17 protein-coding genes and 2 pseudogenes are annotated in these 24,564 nt (G+C 38.8%); 12 read left to right on the plus strand and 7 right to left on the minus strand.

What is annotated here, in order from left to right; translation table 11 throughout:
- Nucleotides 1–230 precede the first annotated feature (230 nt).
- Both FCN25_RS03185 and FCN25_RS03190 read left to right on the plus strand, forming a co-directional pair.
- Nucleotides 231–1,364, plus strand: a complete 1,134-nt coding sequence (locus FCN25_RS03185) for a patatin-like phospholipase family protein (protein ID WP_137221888.1) — start codon at nt 231–233, stop codon at nt 1,362–1,364.
- A gap of 204 nt (nt 1,365–1,568) precedes the next feature.
- Nucleotides 1,569–1,730 (plus strand): small highly charged protein, encoded by a 162-nt coding sequence (locus FCN25_RS03190; protein ID WP_137221889.1) that lies wholly within the window; start codon nt 1,569–1,571, stop codon nt 1,728–1,730.
- Nucleotides 1,731–1,920: 190 nt separating this feature from the next.
- Here FCN25_RS03190 and FCN25_RS03195 read toward each other — a convergent pair whose 3' ends face one another.
- On the minus strand, nt 1,921–3,318 hold the full coding sequence (locus FCN25_RS03195) for a magnesium transporter (RefSeq protein WP_137221891.1): 1,398 nt from the start codon (nt 3,316–3,318) through the stop codon (nt 1,921–1,923).
- Nucleotides 3,319–3,522: 204 nt separating this feature from the next.
- Entirely contained in the window at nt 3,523–3,939 is a 417-nt protein-coding gene (gene tnpA, locus FCN25_RS03200) for an IS200/IS605 family transposase (protein ID WP_137221893.1), read from the minus strand.
- Nucleotides 3,940–3,960: 21 nt separating this feature from the next.
- Here tnpA and FCN25_RS03205 point away from each other — a divergent pair, with 21 nt between their 5' ends.
- From FCN25_RS03205 to FCN25_RS21295, 3 genes and pseudogenes are all read left to right on the plus strand, one after another.
- Nucleotides 3,961–5,175, plus strand: coding sequence for an RNA-guided endonuclease TnpB family protein (locus tag FCN25_RS03205; protein WP_137221894.1), 1,215 nt, complete (start codon nt 3,961–3,963; stop codon nt 5,173–5,175).
- Between the two features lie 97 nt (nt 5,176–5,272).
- The gene (locus FCN25_RS03210) at nt 5,273–5,758 is read left to right on the plus strand and encodes a glutathione peroxidase (RefSeq protein ID WP_137221896.1); all 486 of its coding nucleotides are present in this window, start codon (nt 5,273–5,275) and stop codon (nt 5,756–5,758) included.
- Nucleotides 5,759–6,889: 1,131 nt separating this feature from the next.
- A pseudogene (locus FCN25_RS21295) lies at nt 6,890–6,958 on the plus strand (IS200/IS605 family transposase); the annotation flags it as partial.
- A gap of 1,191 nt (nt 6,959–8,149) precedes the next feature.
- Here the strand turns inward: FCN25_RS21295 and FCN25_RS03220 are convergent.
- The 4 genes from FCN25_RS03220 to phoB form a co-directional block, all read right to left on the minus strand.
- On the minus strand, nt 8,150–9,931 hold the full coding sequence (locus FCN25_RS03220) for a M1 family metallopeptidase (protein WP_137221899.1): 1,782 nt from the start codon (nt 9,929–9,931) through the stop codon (nt 8,150–8,152).
- Nucleotides 9,932–10,542: 611 nt separating this feature from the next.
- The gene (locus tag FCN25_RS03225) at nt 10,543–11,514 is read right to left on the minus strand and encodes a PstS family phosphate ABC transporter substrate-binding protein (protein WP_137221901.1); all 972 of its coding nucleotides are present in this window, start codon (nt 11,512–11,514) and stop codon (nt 10,543–10,545) included.
- Between the two features lie 473 nt (nt 11,515–11,987).
- Nucleotides 11,988–13,283: a phosphate regulon sensor histidine kinase PhoR gene (gene phoR / locus FCN25_RS03230; protein ID WP_137221903.1), complete on the minus strand. Its 1,296-nt coding sequence runs from the start codon at nt 13,281–13,283 to the stop codon at nt 11,988–11,990.
- Nucleotides 13,284–13,454: 171 nt separating this feature from the next.
- Entirely contained in the window at nt 13,455–14,144 is a 690-nt protein-coding gene (phoB, locus tag FCN25_RS03235; RefSeq protein WP_137221905.1) for a phosphate regulon transcriptional regulator PhoB, read from the minus strand.
- Between the two features lie 660 nt (nt 14,145–14,804).
- Here phoB and rdgC point away from each other — a divergent pair.
- Together rdgC and FCN25_RS03245 are read left to right on the plus strand one after the other, a co-directional pair.
- Nucleotides 14,805–15,716, plus strand: coding sequence for a recombination-associated protein RdgC (gene rdgC, locus FCN25_RS03240; RefSeq protein WP_137221908.1), 912 nt, complete (start codon nt 14,805–14,807; stop codon nt 15,714–15,716).
- Between the two features lie 17 nt (nt 15,717–15,733).
- A complete protein-coding gene (locus tag FCN25_RS03245; protein WP_137221910.1) occupies nt 15,734–16,291 on the plus strand; it encodes a glutathione S-transferase family protein in 558 nt (185 codons plus the stop codon).
- An 85-nt stretch (nt 16,292–16,376) separates the two neighbouring features.
- Here the strand turns inward: FCN25_RS03245 and FCN25_RS03250 are convergent.
- Nucleotides 16,377–18,202: pseudogene (locus tag FCN25_RS03250) on the minus strand (M61 family metallopeptidase).
- Between the two features lie 373 nt (nt 18,203–18,575).
- Here FCN25_RS03250 and FCN25_RS03255 point away from each other — a divergent pair.
- The 5 genes from FCN25_RS03255 (at nt 18,576) to xni (ending at nt 24,531) form a co-directional block, all read left to right on the plus strand.
- Nucleotides 18,576–18,779, plus strand: coding sequence for a hypothetical protein (locus FCN25_RS03255; protein ID WP_137221912.1), 204 nt, complete (start codon nt 18,576–18,578; stop codon nt 18,777–18,779).
- 80 nt (nt 18,780–18,859) lie between these two features.
- Nucleotides 18,860–20,584: a lipopolysaccharide assembly protein LapB gene (locus tag FCN25_RS03260; RefSeq protein WP_175405819.1), complete on the plus strand. Its 1,725-nt coding sequence runs from the start codon at nt 18,860–18,862 to the stop codon at nt 20,582–20,584.
- 202 nt (nt 20,585–20,786) lie between these two features.
- The gene (locus FCN25_RS03265; RefSeq protein WP_137221916.1) at nt 20,787–22,343 is read left to right on the plus strand and encodes a GGDEF domain-containing protein; all 1,557 of its coding nucleotides are present in this window, start codon (nt 20,787–20,789) and stop codon (nt 22,341–22,343) included.
- Between the two features lie 63 nt (nt 22,344–22,406).
- Nucleotides 22,407–23,771 (plus strand): nucleotide 5'-monophosphate nucleosidase PpnN, encoded by a 1,365-nt coding sequence (ppnN, locus tag FCN25_RS03270; RefSeq protein ID WP_137221918.1) that lies wholly within the window; start codon nt 22,407–22,409, stop codon nt 23,769–23,771.
- Nucleotides 23,764–24,531: a flap endonuclease Xni gene (gene xni, locus FCN25_RS03275; protein ID WP_137221919.1), complete on the plus strand. Its 768-nt coding sequence runs from the start codon at nt 23,764–23,766 to the stop codon at nt 24,529–24,531. The genes ppnN and xni overlap by 8 nt, the downstream gene beginning before the upstream one ends.
- The last annotated feature ends 33 nt before the right edge of the window (nt 24,532–24,564 follow it).

Below are 24,564 nucleotides of genomic sequence, written 5' to 3' on the forward strand. Positions count from 1 at the left end.
GCACTTTACGGTGCGTTTTTTTATTTCTGTTAGAAGATAATTGATGCTTATGTTTATCAACAGCAGTGACTATTAAGAGCTTAATATCCACGACAACTAGAACAACGACAAAACGAAAGTCTGAACTCGTACAAATGAAAAACAACATAGTCGACTTATTGGTAACTGGTGTATGACGTAAAAACAACTCATACTAGCATTCAAAATATTAAAAGTATAAAGGATCAAGATTGTCAGTATCAATAGCATTGGTGTTAGGTGGTGGTGGCGCTAGAGCAGCGTATCAAATAGGCGTATTGAAAGCCCTAGTGCAATGTTATCCACGCAATCACAATGTCCCATTCGATATTATTTGCGGGACATCCGCAGGCGCGATTAACGCAACGTCACTGGCAACCCATGCATCTTGTTTTCATCTAGCGATAAAAAAACTCGATTGGGTCTGGCGTCATTTTGAAACAGATAAAGTATATCGAGCTTCCATCCCCCAAGTATTAAGACACTTGGGTCGAATGGCCATTAAAGGCTTACAAGGTGACAAGGTGAGCACTGATGCAAGCAGCTTACTCGATAATCAACCATTACGTGAATTGCTGAACAATCTAATTGATTTTAAAAGAATTGACCGTAATATCAGCAATAATGCCCTCAAAGCAATCAGTATCGACGCCTCCTGCTATAACAACTCACGATCGTACAGCTTTTATCAGGGTAATGAACATATTGACGATTGGCAGCGCGCGAGACGAATTGGTATTCGTAGCTTATTAAATACCGAACATTTATTGGCAAGCTCTGCTATTCCAATGGTATTTCCATCAATTAAACTTAATCAAGCCTATTATGGCGATGGGTCTGTACATCAGTTATCACCATTATCAAGCCCTATTCATCTTGGTGCGAATAAAATATTTGTGATTAATTTAGACAGCCCTCATAAACATTTCCCAATCGAGTTTGAATATCACCCTAAAACAGCAACAATAGCCGGGCACTTATTAGATACAATATTCTCGGATACCTTAAACAGTGATTTAGAGCGCTTGCAACGAGTTAACAACACAGTATCAAAAATTTCACTTCAAGAGCGAGAGGCGTTAAATTTACGTCATATTGAAACGTTAGTGATTAAGCCTAGTCAAGATTTAAGCCGCATAGCAGCACGTTATTATGAAGACATGCCTTTTGCGATAAAGACATTATTAAAGTTCATTGGAGTTAATCGCCAATCAGACTCGAGTATCGTATCGTATTTATTATTCGAAAAAAGCTATACCACTACCTTGATGGATTTGGGTTATCAAGATGCGATGGATAGAATTGATGAAATAAAACAATTTTTTGATATCTCGACTACGACTTAATATTCAATCACAACCATGCTTAGATGACATCATAATGACTAAAGATGGCTTGTTCGTTATCAAAGATAGCATTCTCTTAGCGGTATCATTTCCACATGCAATAATTTTTACCATCAATGATGAAATATTTCGCTTTAGCTTATTATTAACTTTAGGTAAAAAGAACTAGTACCAACAGCGGTACAGCTATCTGGAATGTTGAAAATGTCACACTCATTTGAATTTGATGAAGATGATACGCCATGGGGCGATAGCATCAAGGGAAAACCAAAATCGAAAAAAGTAAAACAACGCCGTCGAGATACTAAGCGACGTTACTTTGACGATAATGTTGGAATGGAGTTAGCGCCTGCTAAGTGGAAATAATTTAACAGGATTTTCTCATCAAGTTTAAAAAGCAAGTTGCCTGCAGCTTGCTTTTTTATTGAAAAATAGCCTTGATAAACTCAAGACCATTTAATGAATAACATTGACCCTTAAATAACTGATAACTGTTGATGTCGATATCCCACCTCATACTGACTTAATCAATTTTTACCGACAAAGTGCAGTCTTCTTAAAGATACAATATCGTTGCCAGCCCTAAAAAAGTAAAAAAACCAACCACATCTGTCACTGTTGTCAGAATAACTGATCCTGATAAAGCCGCATCTTGCTTAAAACGCTGTAGGATCATTGGCACCATTACTCCCGCAATGGCAGCAACAGCCATATTAATTAAAATAGCGCAGGCAATAACCACACCCATTATCGTATCGTTAAACCACCAACCGGCGATAATACCAATAACAATCGACCACAACAGGCCATTAAGCGCACCAATTCCGAGTTCGTTTTTCATCAACGACATCACGTTACCAGCAGAAATCTGACCCATTGCCATACCGCGGATCATTAGCGTTAACGACTGGCTGCCCGCAATACCGCCCATTGAAGCAACGATAGGCATCAATACCGCTAATGCAACCACTTGCGACAACACATTTTCAAATAATCCGATGGTAGCAGACGCTAAAAATGCAGTCAGTAAGTTAATCCCAAGCCACACAGCACGACGCTTTGCACCCACTACAATAGGTGCGAATAAATCGTCGTGTTCATCCATACCTGCGGTAGCCATTAATTGAGCTTCGTAATGTTCACGCACTAGGGCTGTAGCCGTTCGCAGTGTCATTCGCCCAATCAAAATACCTTCTTCATCAACAACGGGTAACTCAAGCTCACTACTATGCTCAATAGCTTCAGCCGCTTCTATGAGTGATGAATCAGCAGAGATAACACGATTATCTTCCCAAATTAATGTTTGTAACTGAGTATCAAGATCGGCCGTTTTAAAAACGTCATAACGACGCACCGTACCTAAATATTTATCAACGTTATCCACTAAAAAAATATGATCATTACAATCTAAATCTATTCGACGAAAAAAACGTTGCCCTTGAGCGACTGTGGACGTAAGACTTAATGCCAACATCTGGTGATCAGCATAACGACCAATTTCATTTTCAGAATATTGGTCATACAGCTCGAAGTGTTTACGTTGACGTTCCCCCATCTGTGCAAGTGCACGATCGGTTATATCGTCAGGTAACGAATCACTCCATTCAATAAGATCTTCTGGACTTAATTGCGAAAAAAGTAAGTCCAATTCCTCATCGGGCATTTTCTTAACAATGCCTAAACGAGGATCGGCACGCATTAAGTTTAGAACATCAACACGTTCTGCAACATTGACTTGCTGCCAGCGATCATAACGTTCATCAAGCGGTAATGATTCTAATAATAACGCAATGGTGCCAGGTTCAGCTTCAGTTAAAATATCACTGAACACTTCTGCCTGCTCATCACCTTCAGCTTCCGTTAACAGATGCACCACTTGGCTAACATCGGCTTGGGGTTGCGAACTAGTATCGACTTCATCTTCAGAACTAAGTTCGTTCTTCAATTCACTCATTAGCCCGTCCTTAATTCTTGATAGTAAATTATGCGCAAACTATATTGAAATTAGTATTTATAAGCAAACAGATAAATTAAATAGCGCACAACTAAATTGCTAGCTAATAATTTTTACTTTATAGTTTATCAGACGCGTCGTAAAACCCCGTCCTTCAGGTCGGGGATGTAAGGCACTGGCAGCGTAGCTGGCACGGTTTTGACTTTAGTGCGGCGTTTGTTGCTGCTCAATGTATCGGCGAATCACGTCGATAGGTGCGCCACCGCAACTGCCCGCAAAATAGCTGGGAGACCACAGTGCGCCGCCCCACAATTTTTTCGTGATGGACGGATATTTTTTCTTGCGAATCATGCGGCTGGAAACGCCCTTTAGACTATTCACGAGTGCCGATACCGCTATTTTCGGTGGGTAATTAACGAGTAAGTGAACGTGGTCGTCTTCGCCATCGAATTCAATCAATTCAGCCCCAAAATCCGCGCATACAGCTGCAAAGATGGGTTTAAGCTCATCGAGTATTTCCTTGGTGAATACTTCGCGCCGATACTTAGTCACAAAGACCAAGTGAACGTGCATATTGAATACACAATGTCTACCGTGTCGAATATCGTTGTTTGTTTGCATAGGCCAAACTATACTTTGGCTATGGAACGACTACAAGCCTTCAAATTCGAGCTACAGCCCAACGGCGAGCAAGTGCGCAATATGCGTCGCTTTGCAGGTACGTGTCGGTTCGTCTATAACAAGGCGTTGGCGTTGCAGAAAGATAACCACGAAACGGGAAATAAGTTCATAGGCTATGTGCCAATGGCGGCGGATCTGCCGAAGTGGAAGCGCGAAGCGGGCTTCGACTGGATTAAGAATTCCCCCTCGCAAGCGCTGCAACATGCGCTCAAGGATTTAGAAAAAGCCTTCAAGGGATTTTTTGAAAAGCGCACGGATTTTCCGCGTTTCAAAAAGAAAGGCAGTGGCGATAGTTTTCGCTATCCAGAACCCAAGCAAATCAAATTAGACCAAGCCAATGACCGTATTTTCCTGCCCAAGCTGGGGTGGCTAAAATACCGTAAAAGCAGAGATGTATTGGGCGAAGTGCGTAACGCCACGGTAAGTCAATCAGGTGGCAAGTGGTTTGTGTCGATTCAAACACGGCGCGATGTTGAGATTGTGCCAGTGGCTACAAGCGCCATAGGTATTGATGTGGGCATTGCGCGTTTTGCGGCAATGAATGACGGTAGCTATATTGAGCCGAAAAACAGCTTCAAAACGCAGATGCAGCGGCTGGCTAAATATCAGCGGCGCATGAGCAAGAAAGTGAAGTTCAGTGCCAATTGGAAAAAGGCCAAGGCCAAGGTCACACAAATACACGTCGATATCGGCAATGTTCGTAAGGATTTTCTGCATAAGCACACACATACCCTCAGCAAAAACCACGCGCTGGTATGTGTAGAAGACTTGCAGATTAAGAATATGTCGAAATCATCAAAAGGTACGGCGGAAAAGCATGGCAAGAAAGTAGCGCAAAAATCGGGCTTAAACCGCGCCATTCTCGACCAAGGCTGGGGTGAGTTTAGGCGACAACTGGAATACAAAACCGCTTGGAATGGCGGCGTTTTGCTCGCGGTGCCTGCGCAATACACCAGCCAAACTTGCCCTTGCTGTGGCCATGTATCAAAGGATAATCGCAAAACCCAAGCGCAATTTTTGTGTGTAGATTGTAACTACGAAAATAACGCCGATGTTGTCGGCGCTATCAATATATTAGAGCGCGGGCAGCGCTTGTTAGCCTGTGGAGAAACGGCAGCTTTAGGCCGCTCTGTGAAGCAGGAACCCATCGAAGCGACTAAGCTGAAAACTGCTTAGCGCCGTAGGAATCCCCTTCCATTCCGCGTAGCGGCAAAATCCTTTTGGGGATTTTGAGGTGGGGAGGATGTCAACTTTCATATATAAGGAGCTTCACATGACCGCAGCTATTTACCCAATAATCGTAAAAGACATTAAAGGCAATGACGTTGTCATGGAGCACTTTAAAGATAAGGTTTTGCTTATCGTAAACACGGCAAGTAAGTGTGGTTTCACGCCTCAATATAAAGCACTAGAAGCCTTATATCTGCAATATAAAGACCGTGGTTTAGTTATTTTAGGCTTCCCATGTAATCAGTTCGGCAAGCAAGAACAAGGCAGTGAAGAAGAGATCAGCCAGTTCTGCGAACTTAACTTTGGTGTGACCTTCCCACTCTTTAGCAAAATTGAAGTGAATGGTACTAATACCCATCCCTTGTATCACTTTCTTAAAAAATCCGCCAAAGGCCTTTTAGGTAGCGAGTCAATTAAATGGAATTTCACTAAATTTTTAGTCGATAAGCAAGGTAACGTAATTGAACGTTATGCACCAACAACTAAGCCTGAAGAGCTTAACGCTATCATTGAAAAGCTACTTGGATAACCGTCACGTTTACCCATAATCAAATCCCGGCAATAAATGTGAGCTTGCTTTAGGTGATTGATATTATGTTAATCACCTTATCTTTGCCAACTAGTCATAGATAAGTGGCACCTAACAGATAAATATCTTGCACAGCAAAATGTTCATTTATTGGAAATGCTCAAGTCATAAAAATATCATAAAAAACATCAAAACCTAAGTTAATGATAAATATCCATTTTAAAATTAACATCGATATTTTAATAAAAATAATACGTTTATATTGAACTTTTATACCATCAGGTACTCAAACTTAGTAACAGTGATATTCACTTTTGCTCATCATCTCCCTGGGACTTCTAGCGCGGTCCCCTTGATCGCTAAGTCGATCGATAGGCAATCATTTGATTGCCTTTTTTTATGTCTGTTTAATCCCTATTTTTCGCTTTCAATAAGAACTCAATCGCTGCAATGTATGAATTGTTTATCATCGACAGTATTCACTTAACAATTAGGCAATGATAATCATGCCGTCGCATGACCGTATATACAGTCATGCTCAGCCAAGCTTGTTGGAATATACATTTTTAGCATTTATTTAAGAACACTCAACAACATTTTTATATAATACTTATCAATAAGTTACCTTGAATTTACTCATAAAAAATAATAGAGACAGTGCTAATAAGAATTTATTTATAAATTTATTGCATCATTTAATGAACTTTTCTAAATAACCCCAGTCTTAATATATGTAGCAAGTAAGAAAGCAAATTCGGTAAGCGTCCTTCATCAGCGTTTTAGTTTTTGCCTAAAAGTTAGCGTAATCACTTTTATTTACTTGTTGCTACCATTTTATGTTTATTGTTCATCATCATCCCTATTGGGGAGTATTAACACGCTAGCGCACCGTTAATCACACCCCGCAAAGAACGTCTTAGGCAACCAAATTGGTTGCCCTTTTTTTATCTTCATTTTATGAATGATATTTGTGTCTTGTGACAAGCCCAAGCAATCATCATCCATTTTGCGACAACTATCTTGAAAAACACCGGAATGTTCCATTTGAACTCACTATCAACAACACCAGCACGTAGAACTAAACAAATAACACAGAGTCTTTGGGCTAGGTACGAGTGGCTTACAAATCAGTTCTGGCGTGAAAAGACATTTTGGTCAGATGGATATTTTGTTTGCCCTGTTGGAAATGCTTCGGCATAAACAATTCGGAAATACATTCAAGATCAAGGTTAGTTTAACGATTCATCCCACCGACGCCACTTCGTGTCGATCAGTGGGTTTTCTCGACATTTTCGATAAAAATCATTTTTTATATATTATAGATATGAATAACTTGCTGTTAATCATTATGATTTAAATTTATGCCTGCTATTTCTCGTTCAAAAAATGCATCATTAGCGTCAAAAATGGAGCTAATAATTCTATAAATTGTCCTCATATAAAATAAATTCAAAAAAAATAAACTTTTCTGTGAACTTTCCGGATAACCCTCGGTCTTATTTATTGTACGAACAAGTATGTAATGATTAAAATTTAGTTTGAAGTAAGTGCATCATAATGAGTTAGCCTCTCCCCCGGAGTTAATTGATTAAACTGCTTAGTGATTTATTCTACTTACCTCAAGCTTTAGTTAGAATTGAGTTACTGCTACACCGTTTTATGTTTATTGTTCATCATCATCCCTATTGGGGAGTATTAACACGCTAGCGCACCGTTAATAACACCCTACAAAGAACGTCTTAGGCAACCAAATTGGTTGCCGTTTTTTTATCTTCATTTTATGAATTATGCTTGTTTATTGGCACAAGCTTAGCTTCCAAGTCATCATCATCGCGTTCTACCTAACCTATAATGAACATCGTTTGTTCTCAGTAAGACAAATAACATTAATAACTAAAATGCATGAGCCATGCTTGAATAGACAAACAACTTATCATTAATCAACAACTTAGTGTTAGCTGTCATTATTTTTAATTGTTAGTATTTGTTTAAGTTCAAAAAACTGGTGTCTCCAAACTTAGGGTCACAACTCAATAAATCTAATTCCATGTAAATTAATTAAAAAAACTAATTTTTTCGGTGAACTTTCTAGATAAACCCCGGTCTTATTAATTGTACGGTTTAGAAATAGTTTGAAGTAAGTGCAATATGATAATTAACCTTCTCCCCCGAAGTTAATTTATTAAATTGCCAAGTGAATCCCCTACTTACCTCGAGCTTTTGTTAGGTTTAAGTTATTGCTATACCGTTTTATGTTTATTGTTCATCATCATCCCCATTGGGAAGTGTTAACACGCTAGCGCATCGTTAATGACAACCCGCAAAGAGTTATTTTGGCAGCCAATATGGCTGCCATTTTTTTATCTATTTTTAAGTAAAAAAATTAACTTGTTAAAAATTCAATAAATTATCTAGCTGGACTTGCAAAGAAGGATGATAACCAGCACGTGCTTTTATATAGATATCTTTTAATTCTTGCTGATAACCCGCTAGTTGTAATTCAACAAACAATGGCCTAACAAACTTAGCACGCCCTATACTACATAAATAATCACTTAGCGCAGGTAACACGGAAGCAAAATGATTGCGGATCGCGACTCGAAACCAATCACATGCTATTTCGGCATTGAGACTGTCAGTTAAATTAAAGGTTTCATCTAAATCTAATAATGTGGTTTGGCTAACAACTAACGGTAATTGAGTGAGAAAATACTGCCAGTGGTGAACTCGCCATTCATCTACCTGTAACTCACTTGCAGGAGTTCCTTCCATAATAGCCTCTACAGCCTGATCCACTTTATTTAGGCTGTTTGACGTTGGGCCAATAAACCATTGCGGCAACCCTTGGCCATACACCCATTCATTAAGCTCTGATAAGGTTAACTTATCGCTATGCTCCACCAGCAATGTCTGTTTTGCATAATCAATAAACATTTCGGTAGTAATAGCATTAAACGAGAAATACTCAACATACTGGAAAAGAAATCGATCGAATGCAGCCCGACCTAATCGGCTTTCAAGTTCATGTACAAACATCGATGCTTTATCGTAGGTAAACCGATTAAACGCCAGGTTAGGATCACGATCTTGCACATTAGCAGGTAGAGTTTGGTTAGCTAAAGGCATCGTAGCGAGCTCTTCTTGCAGCCGTCCGAACTCAATAACCCATTCTAGCTCGGCCTGCTCTTTACCATAAACGGCTTCTACAATTCGATTGGTAAAATAAGTGGTAAACCCTTCATTAAGCCATAAATCTCGCCAGGTCGCATTACTGACTAAATTGCCAGTCCATGAATGTGCTAGTTCATGAGCAACCGTTGAAACTAGGCTCTTATCTCCAGCAATTAACGTGGGAGTCATAAATGCTAGCATAGGATTTTCCATGCCACCAAAAGGGAAGCTCGGTGGCAATACAATCATGTCATAACGTCCCCAAGCATAAGGTCCAAGTATCGACTCCGCCATTTGGATCATTGATTCGGTATCTTCAAATTCTTTGGCTGCCGCAGCAAGCATACCTGGTTCAGTATAAATTCCACTTCGAGGCCCAGTAGCTTGGAAACTTAATTCACCTACAGCAATGGCTAATAAATGGGTAGGAATGGGTTTATTCATACAAAAGGTAAACACACTATTACGGGGTAATTTAGGCGTATTTTCTGCACTCATTACTGCACGTAAACCTTGTGGAGCAGTGACTGTTGCATTAAAAGTGATTCGCGCTTTTGGAGTATCTTGCAAAGGGATCCAACTACGAGCATTAATAGGTTGCGATTGGCTAAACAGATAAGGTAATTTTTTGCCTAAGGTTTGCTCCGGCGTAAGCCATTGAAGCCCTTGAGCTGTTGTTGAAGTAAGATAATGAATGACCACCTCATTAACTTGTTTACCAACATCAATAACCAGCTTTTGACCTAATATGGCATTCACATCAATCACATCATACGACAGTTTATTAGCATGACTGTCAGTGACATCTTCTATGATCAAATCTCGACAATCTACCACTAAAGATGTTGCAGGCATTTCCCGAGTAAATTGCAGCTGAGCGCTACCACTAAGTTGTTGTAAGTCAAAATCAACCACAAGATCGAGCTCAAGATGATACACACATAAAGCATCAGTATTAGCACTTGAATGGTAATCGTGTTGTACATTCCAGTTTGCAGTCATAAAAATCCTTATCTGACAGGAAAAGATTAAATCTGCCAAGGATAATAACACTCGCATGATTAATAATATGCTGTAAAAAAGCTGATTAAATCCATTTTTTGAGTGAATTAAGTTCTTAGTTTGCGTTTGCGTTTGCGTTTGCGTTTGCAATGTACATCTAGCATAAACTTATTAATCAATAGAGAAGAAAAATTTTAAATTCATTAGCATAAAAAATGTGGAGCATATATTTAATAGACACACAAATAAACATAAGCTATTAATAATTAATGATTAAATAACATAAAAACCGTTTTAGGGCTCTCAATTCTTGTATCTGATTTTATTTTTAATAAAAAAAGAGCATTTTTTTGCTCTTTAAGGGAACTAACTTCACATAGAGCAGTCTGATTATATGAACCGAATTTGCATTACTTATTTATTGATAGCGAGTAGTGTTTTTTTGTTCATCATCATTCTCCTATTTGATAGTAGTAACCTCTATCTACAGCATTGCCCTTAGCAATAGCAGCAACCTCTTAGTTAGGTTGCTTTTTTTTATCATTTTTTCAACAACGAAAAACAAAAAAGGCCTCAAAGAGGCCTTTTTAAGTTTACGAAAAGTTCGCTAATTAAAGCTTGATACCTACTTTTTCTAAATCTTTAGTAATCACAGATGTTGGTAATGGAACATAACCATCTTTCTCAACAATTTGTTGACCCTGCTTAGACAATACAAAGCGTAAGAATTCACGATCCATTGGTGATAATTCTTTATTAGGATGCTTGTTCACATAAACATACAAGTAACGTGAAAGCGGGTAAGTACCACTTGCTGCGTTGGCTGCAGTTGCTTCGATAAACTTATCGCCTTTCTTAGAAATAGCGACCGCTTTAACACCAGCAGTCTTGTAACCAATACCAGAATAACCAATGGCATTTAGAGACTGTGACACTGATTGAACAACAGAAGCAGAACCTGGTTGCTCGTTTACATTTGGACGGAAGTCACCTTTACATAATGCTTTTTCTTTAAAGTAACCGTATGTACCAGACACTGAGTTACGACCGTAAAGTTGAACATCTTTTGCTGCCCAATTACCGTCTAAACCGGCATCACCCCAACGATTAATTTCTTTACCACCACACTTATGTGTAGAAGAAAAAATAGCATCAATTTGCTCAATACTTAAGCCTGTTATAGGGTTATCTTTGTGTACAAATACGGCTAACGCATCAATTGCAACGCGTACTGCAGTTGGCTGGTAGCCATAATGCTTTTCAAACGCTTCAACTTCGTTAGGCTTCATTTTACGGCTCATTGGACCGAACTGTGAAGTACCTTCAGTTAAGGCTGGTGGCGCAGTAGAAGAACCAGCAGCTTGAATTTGGATGTTCACGTTAGGATAAATATGTTTAAACTCTTCAGCCCATAACGTCATCATGTTTGCTAATGTGTCAGAACCAACAGAAGACAAGTTACCAGATACGCCGCTTGTTTTTTCGTATGTTGGTAAAGTTGGATCAATAGCAGCCATAGACGCTGCTGAGAATACGCCAGCGGCTGTAAGAGTAATTGCGCCGACAAGTTTGTTCAGTTTCATTTTAATGCTCCAGAATTAAGCGTACTAAGTTTTTAAAACGTAGTCAGTATCGACCTCATTGATGACAAGTCTATGACGTTGATATGACAGTTGTGTGACACTAGTAGTAAAACTGTCTTACTTCTACAAAACTAATACAATCAATTTACTATCAATAGCTTACAACATTACATTAGCAAGATATTATTTTATCCAGTAGATAAACAATCACTAAACACATTATAAACGAGATATTAACTGCTCAAAATTATAGCAACAATACTAAATTGTGACATTCGTAATACCGGTATAATCGAAGATACTTATGCCTTTTCAACCATTGATTAACGCCACCCCCAACTATGTCTATATACATTAACAGTCCCCAGCAGTTTTGAACTGTTCAGGTCAATAACATTAGTCATTTGAATTGAAAATTTATAATAAAAAACAGCACGTATGCTGTTTTTAAGGGTTGAACATCTTGATGTTATTTATTGTCGAATTAACAAATGCGACGGGATAATAAAGCTAAAGATACTGCCTTTGCCGTACTCACTGGTTACGTTGAGTTCACTGTGGTGATGGTTGAGTGCATGTTTTGCGATGGCTAACCCTAAACCACTTCCACCCGTTTTGCTCGAGCGGGCATTATCGACCCGATAAAAACGTTCTGTTAAACGGTTAATGTGTTGTGGCGCGATCCCCACCCCAGTATCTTTCACCGAAAACAATGCACCAGTTGCCACGCTTCGCCACGTCACCGAAATGGTGCCACCAGGAGTGGTATAACGAATAGCATTTGAAATCAAATTAGAACAAGCACTGCGTAATTGTAATTCATTACCATGGGTATTCAGACCCGGCTCGCAATTAAACTCTAATGTATACTCTGTGCCCGCCAGAGCTTTGGATTCTTCCTTAAGAATATCCATCATCAATGCCATATTGACTGTTTGCGATAAATCGATATCTGCTGCATCTTCAATACGCGACAACGCTAACAACTGTTCAACCATAGATTGCATACGAGTTGTTTGTTGCTGCATTAAAGAGAGTGGTTTGTGATTAGGAGAGTCAGCCTCTTCCATGGTTTGCATTATTTCCAAATAACCTTGCAATACCGTTAACGGGGTTTTGAGTTCATGGGAAACGTTAGCCACAAAATCTTTGCGCATACTTTCTAATTGTTGAATACGGGTAATATCACGCGCAATCAATAATAATTGTCGATCGCCATAGCTCATAACCCGAATTTCAAGTAAACGCTTATCGGACACTGGAGATGGAATTTCTAACGGTTCTTGATATTGTGCTTTTTTAAGATAGATGGAAAAGTCTGGGTGGCGAATAAGGTTGTCGATCCTTTGGCCATTATCCTGAGGCCAAACAAACCCTAAAATTAACTGAGCCAGTTTGTTGCACCACAAGATATTGTGCTCGGCATCTAGTACCACTGCAGCATCAGGCAAAGCTTCTGCACCTTGGCGAAAACGCCCTAATAACATTGCTAACTGACCTACCCGACGACGATTTTTTCCCTGCAGACGATATATCCCATTAAACACGCCTTCCCAACTTCCTCTCCCCTGTGGTGGAGTGAGTTTTTTATCTTTCCATAACCAGAAATTTAAACGGGTAATTTGGCGATAATGCCACACGAGTAATGCAATTGTTCCAACTAACATTACAATAATGACATGCCCGAATAAGGCACCAATAAGCATGAATAAAATAAGCAGTAAAGCTAACCGAAAAAATAAACGATATCCAGAATACGCGATAAACATAGGCTACCTAAATGCGAAATAACGCTGCCAAACATTCAGCATCGAAACTGATAATGAGGGCTAACGAGGAACCACAAGATAGCCTAAATAGACTGATATGGCTAGACAGCAAAACAGTTTCCAAAAAGGTAATGTCTATTATGACAAAACCTTTAAAAATGCTAATAAAAATTACATTCTGGTTGAAAAACGATAACCGGCACCACGAACAGTTTGGATCAACTTATCATGTCCACCTTCTTCTACCGCTTTTCGTAAGCGTCGAATATGTACGTCAACGGTTCTGTCTTCAACATACACATTGGTACCCCAAACATTATCGAGTAACTGCTCTCGGCTATATACCCGCTCAGGATGAGTCATAAAGAAATGCAACAAGCGAAACTCAGTTGGGCCCATATCAAGCACGGCTTCACCGACGGTAACTCGATGACTCACAGGATCAAGTTGTAAACCTTGCACATCAATGGTTTCTTCTAGGCGAGTCGGGGCACTTCTGCGCAATACCGCTTTTATTCTGGCCACCAGCTCTTTAGGCGAAAAGGGTTTAGTAATATAATCATCAGCACCAACTTCTAGGCCTTTAACTTTATCTTCTTCTTCACCACGTGCTGTGAGCATAATAATTGGGATCTGACGCGTAAATTCATCTTGCTTTAAGCGTTTAGCTAATTGAATGCCACTTCCGCCAGGGAACATCCAATCCAATAAAATCAAGTCTGGGTAAGGCTCTTGAAGCAACTCAATCGCTGAATCAAAATCTTCAGCAGCAGCTGTCGTAAAACCATGTTGATCCATCACAAATGTCAGCATTTCACGGATTGCTGATTCATCTTCTACTATTAAAATCCTAGCTGTCATATTGGGTTTCTACGTTGATTTGCCACGAGGCTATTATTAGACACTTTTGTTACAGATTTATGATCTAACGACTAACTTTGACATTAATCATGCTGTTTTGTCATAAAAAATTCATTACTGTTAGTACAATGTAAATCGAATTAGGATAATAAACTACCGAATAACAACACATCTCCTCGTTAATATTATCGCCTTCACAACAGTTGCTGGCAACTAATGAGTAAGTAAACCCTGTTAAAGACGACTTAACAAATATGTTATTTGGTAAGTAAACTATTTTGGTTTGCCCTACTTCACCCAGTCTTATTTCGAGTAAAAAATAAGTCATTATAAATGATCAATATTCAATCCTACAGAGACTAAATTTATCATAGTTAGTGATATCGGAACGACGGGATTCAGCCTTGCTAAGGTTTCAGAATTATTTTAGCCCTTAACGACGTGCTTATATAAGTCAGTTCAAACCCCATTAATTAACCATAAACCAAGCCATCGTAATGGTTTAAAGCACATCAAAACAAATGTAATAATTTAACCTAGTCCACTTTGAGTGATTGGATTTTGCTTAACCAGTAGCGTTTTTTGGAGGTTTACCACTTCGCTTCTATACCGTAGACTTAGCATATTGTGTTTTTTCTTCTTAATTAATGAGAGCCTTCTATGTGGTTTAAAAATCTCACCTTATATCGTTTCAACAAACCTTTCTCCACCGACACAGAAACATTAGAAAATGCCTTAGCCGATTTCACTTTCTCGCCTTGTTCAAGCCAAGATATCAGCAAATTTGGTTTTTCAAATGCCCTAGGTAAAAAAGGCCAAGCATTAGTACATAGCGCAGAAAATCGTCATTTGATTTGTGTCACTAAAGAAGAAAAAATTCTCCCTGGCCAAGTGATCAAAGAAGCTTTAGATGAAAAAGTGGCGGAAATTGAAGAGTTAGAAAGCCGCAAAGTCACAAAAAAAGAAAAAGACACCATTAAAGACGAAATCACTACGACTTTACTGCCGCGTGCATTTTCTCGTCGTAGCCAAACTCACGCACTCATTATGCCTGAACTAGAGATGATTCTGGTTGATAGCTCCAGTGCGACTAAAGCAGAAGAGTTATTAGCGCTACTTCGTAAAGCTTTAGGCAGCTTACCGGTTATCCCGCTAAGTTATGCAACTCCAATTGAGTCGACTTTAACTCAATGGTTACAAGCTGGCGAAGCACCTGCACCATTTGAAATGCAAGATGAAGCAGAACTTAAGTCAGACTCGGATGAAGGCGGTATCGTTCGCTTTAAGCAACAGGTTCTTCAAGAAGATGAAGTGCTTGCCCATATTGCAACAGGTAAACAAGTGCACAAATTAGCATTGCATTTTGGCCAGTCGATTGCTTTTTTAATGCAATCCGATGCCAGCATTAAGCGTCTTAAATTTTCTGAAGAATTTAGAGCCGGCAATGATGAAGTTGGAACGGAAGATCCATTAGCGCGTTTAGATGCCGACTTTGCTTTAATGGGCAGCGAGTTAGTCGCCTTTATTAATGCCATAAATCAAGCATTTGGCCCTCTTGAACAAAGCGTCTAATTCAACAAGGACATACTATGAAACTATACGGTAGCTTCACATCTCCTTTTGTTCGGCACTGCCGAATAGCCCTATTGGAATCTACATTAGATTATCAATTTATTGAAACCGATCAGGCAAGCAGCGCAAAATTATCCCCAACAAAACGGGTACCTTTTTTGCGAGATGAGGAGTTATCGTTAACGGATTCTAGTTCAATCTTGCGCTACATCCGCCATAAATCATCAAAACCATTCCTTGAAACTGTGATAGAACTTGATCAGTTTTGCATGGTCAATACGGCGTTAGACAGTTCAATTAACTTGTTTTTCTTGTCTCGTGATGGCGTTGATATAGCGCGTTTTGATTACACCATCAGACAAGCACAACGCATTAACGCAACACTAGCTGAGTTTGAGCAATTCGAACTACCGCTATACGGACCGTTTAATGATGTGCAATTGCGCTTAGGTTGTTATTTAAGTTGGGCGGTTTTTCGCCAGCGAATTAATATCGACGATTATCCAAAACTGAAACTATTTTTAGCCGCAATAGAAAAAGAACCATTTTTTATCGAAACTGCTCCTCCAGCGTAATACTTGACATAAAAATGCCCTGTTATCAGGGCATTTTTTTCAATGCTGGCATCTCAGTACTCAGAGCACAATGACACGAGTTGATTTAGTCAGCAGTGCTAATCCACTCACCTTTATCATCAAATGGCCAATCAACGCCTAACCACGCTTTATAAAACGCTTTTTGAGCATCGGTTGCCTCATCCAGAGGCGCAATAGTTAAGTCACCTTTAGGCTGCTCAGTCAGCCGTAAACTCACCTCTTTTAAACGATCATCACTGAATATGCTTAGCTTGATGGTATCGCCAACAATAAAATCGTTAAGGCGTTTAGTCAGTCCGTCCGCCGTTACCTTCAATCCATTAATAGCCACAATCTCATCACCGGCAGTTAGCCCTGCTTTCCATGCAGGTCCATTTTTAATCACTGTAGCAAGGATTAAATCATCATGCAGACCTGATAACGTCATTCCAGCATCAACAACAGTTTTAGCTGATTTACCATAAGTGGTGGTTAAGCCTGCGTGCGCCAATAACTCATCAAACGGTAGACTGAACGGTTGATTGACAAATTCTTGCCACCAAGATTGATAGTCCTTACCTGAAAGTTGCTTCAAAATAGATTGCACATCGGCAACGTTATACCCCATTGGGATTTTGTACTCTTGATAAAGCGCCTTATGAACATCTCGGTATGAATGTTCAAGCTGTGTATCATTCAACAAACTAAAATCAAGCGCCATTGATGCCAAATAACCTTCAGAGTAAATATTCACACTATGATTAAGTGCATAATCTCCCCAAGTACTGCTCCATTGGCCTAAACTGGCTTCTGCAATAGATTGGACCTCTCGACCTGGATTGTGTTGGTTGAGCACTATTCGTTTACTTAAATCATCAAAAAATTCTTTTGCCGTGATAACTTCAGCTCGTAGCAACAACTGATTTTGAAAATAGCTAGTAGAACCTTCAGCCATCCACAACAGATCAGTTAAGTTTTCTGATTGGTAATCATATGGCACCAACCCTTGTGGTCGGTACGCTTTTACATTCCAAGTATGAATAAATTCATGAGATGCGGTGCTAATAAAACGTAAATAGTCTTCACGTTCACGGAAATTAAATCGAGGAATTTGAATGACAGTCGAATTCAAATGCTCTGTCGCACCACGAGCACCACTGGTAGCATGAACCATATACAAATAACGTTTAAAGGGATAACCATCCCAAATAGCAGATGCTTGGCCACTTATTTTGGCTAAATCTGCGACAATTTTTTGGGTATCGTAATTACCTTCCCCCAAAATACCACGTCATAATCGCGGCCATCAGCCTCAAAGCTAACATGCTCACTGATCCCTGTTTCAATCGGCGAATCAACTAGCACATCATAATTTGGGGCACTAAATGAATGTGACTTAGGGCCTTTATCCATACCAGAATAACTTTGCCAACCTTCAGGCACAGCCATTTTGATTGTTACGGGTTGCTGACGAAATGCCGGGCTATACATAAATACACCACTGGCATCTAAATAAGCATGGCTATTATCAATGTGACGCAAACGGTCGCCTAGTTCATTGGCATGCAGTTGATAAGTCACCTTAACCGATGTCGGTTTGGTTAAGGCTATTTGCCATTCACCGCTTGCAGTTCGTTTCCACGGTAATGACTGTCCTTTACTGTCAGTCGCATTAAACAATCTTACACCATCAGCAACAGGTAATACTTGATAGCGACCCGTTCGCCATACCGGTAAATTAACGGTCAATTTGTCTGAGTCAGTTTGAGGAAATGAAACACTCACTTGAGCTAAATGATGCGCTGGTTGATTAATATCGATATGGTAATCAACATCTGCCAGTGCAGGTATTACCCAACTCATCGAAAAAATGGCAGTAGTGGTTAAAATTACAAGAGAAGTAGGTTTCACTCTAGGTTCCTTCTGGTATGATTCTATAGTTTTTGTTTTAAATTCTGAACAATTATAACGATCTAGGCACATTAACACAGTGGTAATTTACAACGTGGCAGTCAATACACTGAAATGACGACATCAAACCACAGTAAATGGACTTATCTTAATGAAGTCTACAATGTGGTTTATGCTAACTAAAACGATAAAGGTATCTCTTGCTATGCTGCGATGTTTTCCTCTAGTCAAATGTTGTTCAATACTATTCATATGTTACTCAATACTATTCAGTTCAGTGGTATCTGCACGAGACATTGAACAACAAGAGATATTGCTCAAAGAGAACCCACAAAAACTTTATACAAAGTTAGTTAGGGCCACCGAGTTTCCGTTGAAGTTTTCAAATAACGCAGAGTTTACACAAGCTGCTGAAGAATTAAGTTACCAACCAGATGAACTCCATCGAGATTTAGAACTATTGGCCCGGTTGAATTTAGAGGCAAAACTTAAATCACCTACTAAATATCAAGATGCTGAAATACTCATCAATCAACTAGATGCCATCGCATCTACCCCCTTGAGCAAGCCATCGTAATAATGCTTAAAGCACGGATTAAGGGACGACAAAACCAAGAATATAATCAGGTGATAGTCCAATATAACAATGCGTTAAATATGGTTAACACAGATGTTAGCTTAGAAAGTACCCTTTTCAAATCTTCGCTACATGAGCAATTGAGCATGTTACACTCAATGTTGCTTCAACCTACACCTGCGTTATCTCATTTAAATCGTTACCGTGAAATCGCTTATCAACTTCGCAATGATTACTTTATATCAGATGCGGAGACTGAATTAGGCCGTTATTACAATCTGAATGGTGATCAAGCAAAATCATTACAGCATTATAGTGAAGCGTTTCGTCTCGCCAGCAACCTAGATTACCCAAGTATTAAAGCACACACACAACTCAATTTAGCCCGCACATACCGTGATTTAGAACAATGGGATGATGCACTAAAATATGCTCATAATGCTGCAGAAATACTTCAAGATTTAGGTCAGGATGCATACTTGTCTGACACATTGACTGTCATTGCAATGATTTACGCAGGACAAGATAAATGGAACAGAGCTGTCGATTATTATTTAAATGCACAACAAGTGAATGAGCGTAGTGGTAACGAAATAGCCACGGGGATCACTTTCCACAATTTAGGTGAAGCGTATTTCAAATTAAATAATATCCAAGCGGCATTGAAGGCATTGCAACAAGCAAACAATATCTTTAGAGAACGCAAGGTAAACCATTATTTAGTGCATAATGAATTATTATTTGCCCAAATCGACACTAATCAAGGCATGTGGTTTTCAGCCATTGACCACGCCAATAAAGCAATTGAATTGGCTAAAAAGAAAAACTTAATTGAAGTACAAATTGAAGCTCTGAGTTATTTATCTATAGCATACCGTAAAACTAACGACCTTAATGCCGCAATAGAAACCACTGATAGCATTATTCAACTGACCAATAAATCTCAAGAAAAAGCGCAACCAACTAATGATTATGCTGAACTTACTGAACAGAAACTCAAATTTGAATTAGGTTTGTTACAAGAAAAACTCGTAAAACAAACAACTAAAAATCAATATAATCAATTTATCATCTTAGTGTTAATAATTAGTTTCAGCATTGTAATTATATTATTGATTTTTATTTATAAAAAACTACAACAAAAAAACGAATTATATCTTAATAGTCAATATTTAAACTCCATTGATCCCATAACACAAATCCAAGGATACAGAGCTTTTATTCAACGAATAGACAATATAAGGCATATTGAACCTAAAACATTGGCACTTGTTAATATCAATGAATTAAATAATATTGATATTCAACTTGGGCTTACTGAATCAGTAACACTAATGCAGCAGTTTATCACTCAGTTTAGCCAACAATTAGACACCGAAGCATTCATCATACGTTCAGGCTTAATTGCCTGTTATTTCGATAAACAATATGAAGCTGATGCAATCTTAAAAGCGGTAATAACCTGCATAGAACAATTAAAATTGACCCAATTTACTATCCCCAACTTTATACATCAATCCGCTGGTCAGCACGTCAGTATTGGTCACATTAGTTTACCATTACTCGATAATCCTGATGTGAAAATTAGTGCTACATTACAATTCGAAACATTGCAGTATGCACTTGCCGCTGCAATGAAAATAACAGAGCAACCCGCTTATGTTTCATTACGACCACTTAATTTTGCCCCAGCGGCTATTTTTATGCCTCCACTGTTTTTAAACCTTACTCAAGCACTTAATCGAGGTATAATTCGTGCAGAAAGCAATCTTGACATGCAAGATTTTGAATGGCCAAAACATTAATTGCTTAATAAACTCGCATTTTAATTAATTATATTGTTTTGTAAGTTAATTGGATTTGCTGCACAACATTTTTGAGATAACATCACTACAATGATACAACATGATATGTTAATTAATATGCATTAACATTGGTGTCGAATTAATATACTAATGATGACAATCGATACCTTTTTAGCTGACAAATTAGAGTAGGCGCTGCAAAATGAAAGAGTCAAATACAACGATAACTCAAATTTCGTTGATGAAGCAAAAGCTCAATGCAGCAAAGCTTGCACTCGAAGAAATTAATACTGACCGCAATGAAAAATTGAAGGTATTAATTCAGTTTATTACACATCTCAGCCTCGCATGTAAGGGGCAAAATATCGAGCTCGATAATAAGTTGGCTAAATTACGCCATCATATGCACAACTTTGAGCAAATTGATGAAGCCTTGCCAGAATTAGTCGATATTGAAAGGTTATTGAAATCTCAATATAGTCATACCATGTCTCGTCTAGAAGATAGCCGTAATGGACTCAATCGAGTCATTCGTCAGATCCAGCGTATTGATACTGCACCAGACAAACTAAAAAAAGAAATAACCTATTTTAAACAAGAGCTAAATAAACCTTTTCATACCGTATGGGAATATATCCCCAAAGTTGAAAAACTTATTTTTTTCTACGAAGAAATTTTAAAACACCAATTTTCAGATGCCGACAACTATAAAATTTTGCCTCAACACATTCTGTTAGCCAAAGAACTAGCAGCTAAAATTTCTGAGATCGAATTTAGAAAAGATCAACGCGACCAAATTCTAGTCATTAAAGAAGTCTTACTCGGTGATATTAGTTTAAGTCACTTGTTGGACTCTTACCAAACAATACTCAGTTTACTGCTAGATAACATTGCACGCGAGAAAACGGCTTCACAAGATTTTTTATTCTCCCTTAATGACGCCCTGCTTATTGTTCATGATGTAGTCAATAATGTCCATAATAACAGCCAACGCAATGAACAGCTTAAAGGGCAATTAAACCAAGAGATTAATTTACGGGTTAATAGTACAGGTGAATTAGTGACAGGTGCGGATAACCTTAACGAATTAAAAACTCAGCTAACGGCGCAATTATCTTCAATTCGAGATGCTCTTTCTCGTAAAGAGGCACTAGAGCAACGCGAACAAACCATCTTGCGTAAATCGATTGAGTCAATGCGTAAAGAGCTCAACGCTATGAGCCTGGAAGCGAGTAATTACAAAGAAAAATTGTTTGAACATCAAAAGCTCAACCTGCTTGACCCACTGACTCAATTGGCAAATCGTACTGCGTTAGAAGACCGAATGGAACAAGCATATCGAAACCACATTCGCTATAAAACACCTTTATGGATTGCGATAACAGACATTGACCACTTCAAAATTATTAATGATAATTTTGGTCACAGTACTGGAGATAAGACTTTACAAGTCATTGCAATGGCTCTAAAAAATTCATTACGCGATAGTGAGTTTGTGGCTCGTTATGGTGGTGAAGAGTTTGTATTATTGTTGCCAGACATTAACAATGATCATATCTCAATATTATTGAACCGCGTGAGAGAGAAAATCAAAAATATTCCATTTAAATTTAAAAATCAGAGAATTACAGTTACATTATCTATAGGTGCTGCACAAGTAATGGAAAATGAATCACTTGAAGATGCTTTTGAAAGAGCTGATGCAGCATTATACCAGGCAAAAAACAATGGCAGAGACCGAGTCGTTATTGATATATAGTCCATCCCAAGACCATTTTCTTTGGACTCAGGTATCACTCACTCGCGTCCAAAGGAATGGCTTATGAGCATAAAAATTAGTCCACGCGGTAGTCTAGATCAACTGTCACAATTAGAGGTTGAACGACTAAAACAAGGGGCTAAAAGCGATCTTTATCAATTATATCGAAATTGTTCACTTGCGGTATTAGCTTCAGGTCTTGTTAGTGACAGTTCTGAAGCACTCTTTAGTCGCTATAAATCATTTAGTATTAATATATTACAACACGAAAGAGGTATTCAGATAGAGCTGATCAATCCTCCTACGCAAGCTTTCGTTGATGGTGAAATTATCGCTGGCATTCAAGAGCATTTATTCGCAGTACTCCGCGATATCATCTACATCAGCAACAAGTATGAGAATTTAAAGCACATAGACTTAAGTAATGCGACTCACATTACCAATGTTGTATTTGATATTTTACGTAATGCCCAAGCCATTTCTCCCATGAAAGACCCTAATGTTATTGTCTGCTGGGGAGGACACAGTATCAACGCGGTTGAATATCAATACACTCGCGATGTCGGGTATCAACTTGGTTTACGTAAATTAGATATTTGTACCGGTTGCGGCCCTGGTGCAATGGAAGGGCCAATGAAAGGCGCTGCAATTGCGCATTCCAAACAGCGGGTACACAATGCCCGTTATATTGGCTTAACCGAACCCAGTATTATTGCCGCAGAACCCCCAAATCAAATTGTTAATGAATTAGTCATTTTACCTGACATAGAAAAACGTCTAGAGGCGTTTATCCGTTTAGGTCATGGTATTGTCATTTTCCCAGGAGGGGCTGGCACAGCAGAAGAATTACTTTATCTCCTTGGCATCTTATTAAATAAAGACAATAGTCATGCCTGTTTTCCACTGGTGTTAACGGGCCCCGCAGAAAGTGTGGAATATTTTACTGTCATTGATGAATTTATTGGGGCAACATTAGGCCCAGAAGCACAAAGTAAGTATCAAATCATTATTAACGATCCCGTCAAAGTCGGACAAATAATGAAACAAGGTATGGAACAAGTAAAAATTTATCGTAAACAAAAATGTGATGCTTACCAATATCAATGGTCATTAAAAATTGAACCCGAATTTCAATTACCCTTTGCTCCAACCCATGAAGTGATGGCAAATTTAAACCTCTACTTTCAAGACAACAAAGCTGAACTTGCCGCCAACTTACGTAAAGCGTTTTCAGGTATTGTCGCGGGTAACGTAAAAGGCGATACCATCAAGTTGATCCAAGAGTTTGGTCCCTTTAAAATTAAAGGAGATGCTAAACTCATGCTGATGATGGATAAGCTATTAACTGCTTTTGTTAAACAACAGCGAATGAAACTGCCAGGAAGCGCTTATGTGCCCTGCTACAACATAATAAAAACAGATGAATAAATTACTTATAATTGATGGACTCAACCTTGTACGCCGTATTCATGCGGTACTACCAGATGAAAATGATATTACCAGCGTGCAAGAACGTACGTTAGCGGCATCAAAAAAAATGCTGTTGCAGCATCAACCCACTCATTGCATTATCGTTTGGGATGGCAATGAAACATCTTGGCGTAAAACACTGTATAACGATTATAAAAAAGGCCGTAAACCCATGCCAACGGCATTAAGTGATGGTCTGGTTAACATTAAAGCCACACTGGCAGAAAACGACATCAACTCATTCGATGCCCAATCTGAAGCCGATGATGTTATCGCCACCATCGCAATGAAAATGATCAGCAATGATGGTGAGGTGATCATAGTTTCAACGGATAAAGGGTTTAGCCAACTACCGAGTAAAAACCTCACCTTGTGGGATCACTTTAACCAACAGGTTTTTGATGTTCAACAATATGAAAAAAAACTTGGGATAGAGCAATATCAAATGCTTGATTTTATTGCTCTCGCAGGTGATAGCGGCAATAAAATCCCCGGTATCACTGGCATAGGGCCAAAGTCTGCTGCAGACTTACTTAATAAATTTAGAACACTAGCCAATTTGTATCGTTCTTTAGACAATCTAGGTGCCAAGCAAGCACTTAAATTAGAAGAAGGTAAAGAAATGGCAAGAATTAGCTATAAATTGGCGCAGTTGCAATGCGATATTCCACTAAATATTAATTTGAAACAATTTAGAACCAAACCGATAACAAACTAATGCAATAATAGGATATCAATACCATAACGGATT

It is taken from the genome of Shewanella sp. MEBiC00475, assembly GCF_005234075.1.
Lineage (GTDB): Bacteria > Pseudomonadota > Gammaproteobacteria > Enterobacterales > Shewanellaceae > Shewanella > Shewanella polaris.

Excerpts from the sequence above, each read along its gene's own strand:
- tnpA (WP_137221893.1), bottom strand. The coding sequence starts at position 3,939 with ATGCAAACAAACAACGATATTCGACACGGTAGACATTGTGTATTCAAT.
- FCN25_RS03210 (WP_137221896.1), top strand. The coding sequence starts at position 5,273 with ATGACCGCAGCTATTTACCCAATAATCGTAAAAGACATTAAAGGCAAT.
- phoB (WP_137221905.1), bottom strand. The coding sequence starts at position 14,144 with ATGACAGCTAGGATTTTAATAGTAGAAGATGAATCAGCAATCCGTGAA.
- FCN25_RS03245 (WP_137221910.1), top strand. The coding sequence starts at position 15,734 with ATGAAACTATACGGTAGCTTCACATCTCCTTTTGTTCGGCACTGCCGA.
- ppnN (WP_137221918.1), top strand. The coding sequence starts at position 22,407 with ATGAGCATAAAAATTAGTCCACGCGGTAGTCTAGATCAACTGTCACAA.
- FCN25_RS03205 (WP_137221894.1), top strand. The coding sequence starts at position 3,961 with ATGGAACGACTACAAGCCTTCAAATTCGAGCTACAGCCCAACGGCGAG.
- FCN25_RS03190 (WP_137221889.1), top strand. The coding sequence starts at position 1,569 with ATGTCACACTCATTTGAATTTGATGAAGATGATACGCCATGGGGCGAT.
- FCN25_RS03265 (WP_137221916.1), top strand. The coding sequence starts at position 20,787 with ATGAAAGAGTCAAATACAACGATAACTCAAATTTCGTTGATGAAGCAA.
- FCN25_RS03195 (WP_137221891.1), bottom strand. The coding sequence starts at position 3,318 with ATGAGTGAATTGAAGAACGAACTTAGTTCTGAAGATGAAGTCGATACT.
- xni (WP_137221919.1), top strand. The coding sequence starts at position 23,764 with ATGAATAAATTACTTATAATTGATGGACTCAACCTTGTACGCCGTATT.
- FCN25_RS03220 (WP_137221899.1), bottom strand. The coding sequence starts at position 9,931 with ATGACTGCAAACTGGAATGTACAACACGATTACCATTCAAGTGCTAAT.
- FCN25_RS03260 (WP_175405819.1), top strand. The coding sequence starts at position 18,860 with ATGGTTAACACAGATGTTAGCTTAGAAAGTACCCTTTTCAAATCTTCG.
- phoR (WP_137221903.1), bottom strand. The coding sequence starts at position 13,283 with ATGTTTATCGCGTATTCTGGATATCGTTTATTTTTTCGGTTAGCTTTA.
- rdgC (WP_137221908.1), top strand. The coding sequence starts at position 14,805 with ATGTGGTTTAAAAATCTCACCTTATATCGTTTCAACAAACCTTTCTCC.
- FCN25_RS03225 (WP_137221901.1), bottom strand. The coding sequence starts at position 11,514 with ATGAAACTGAACAAACTTGTCGGCGCAATTACTCTTACAGCCGCTGGC.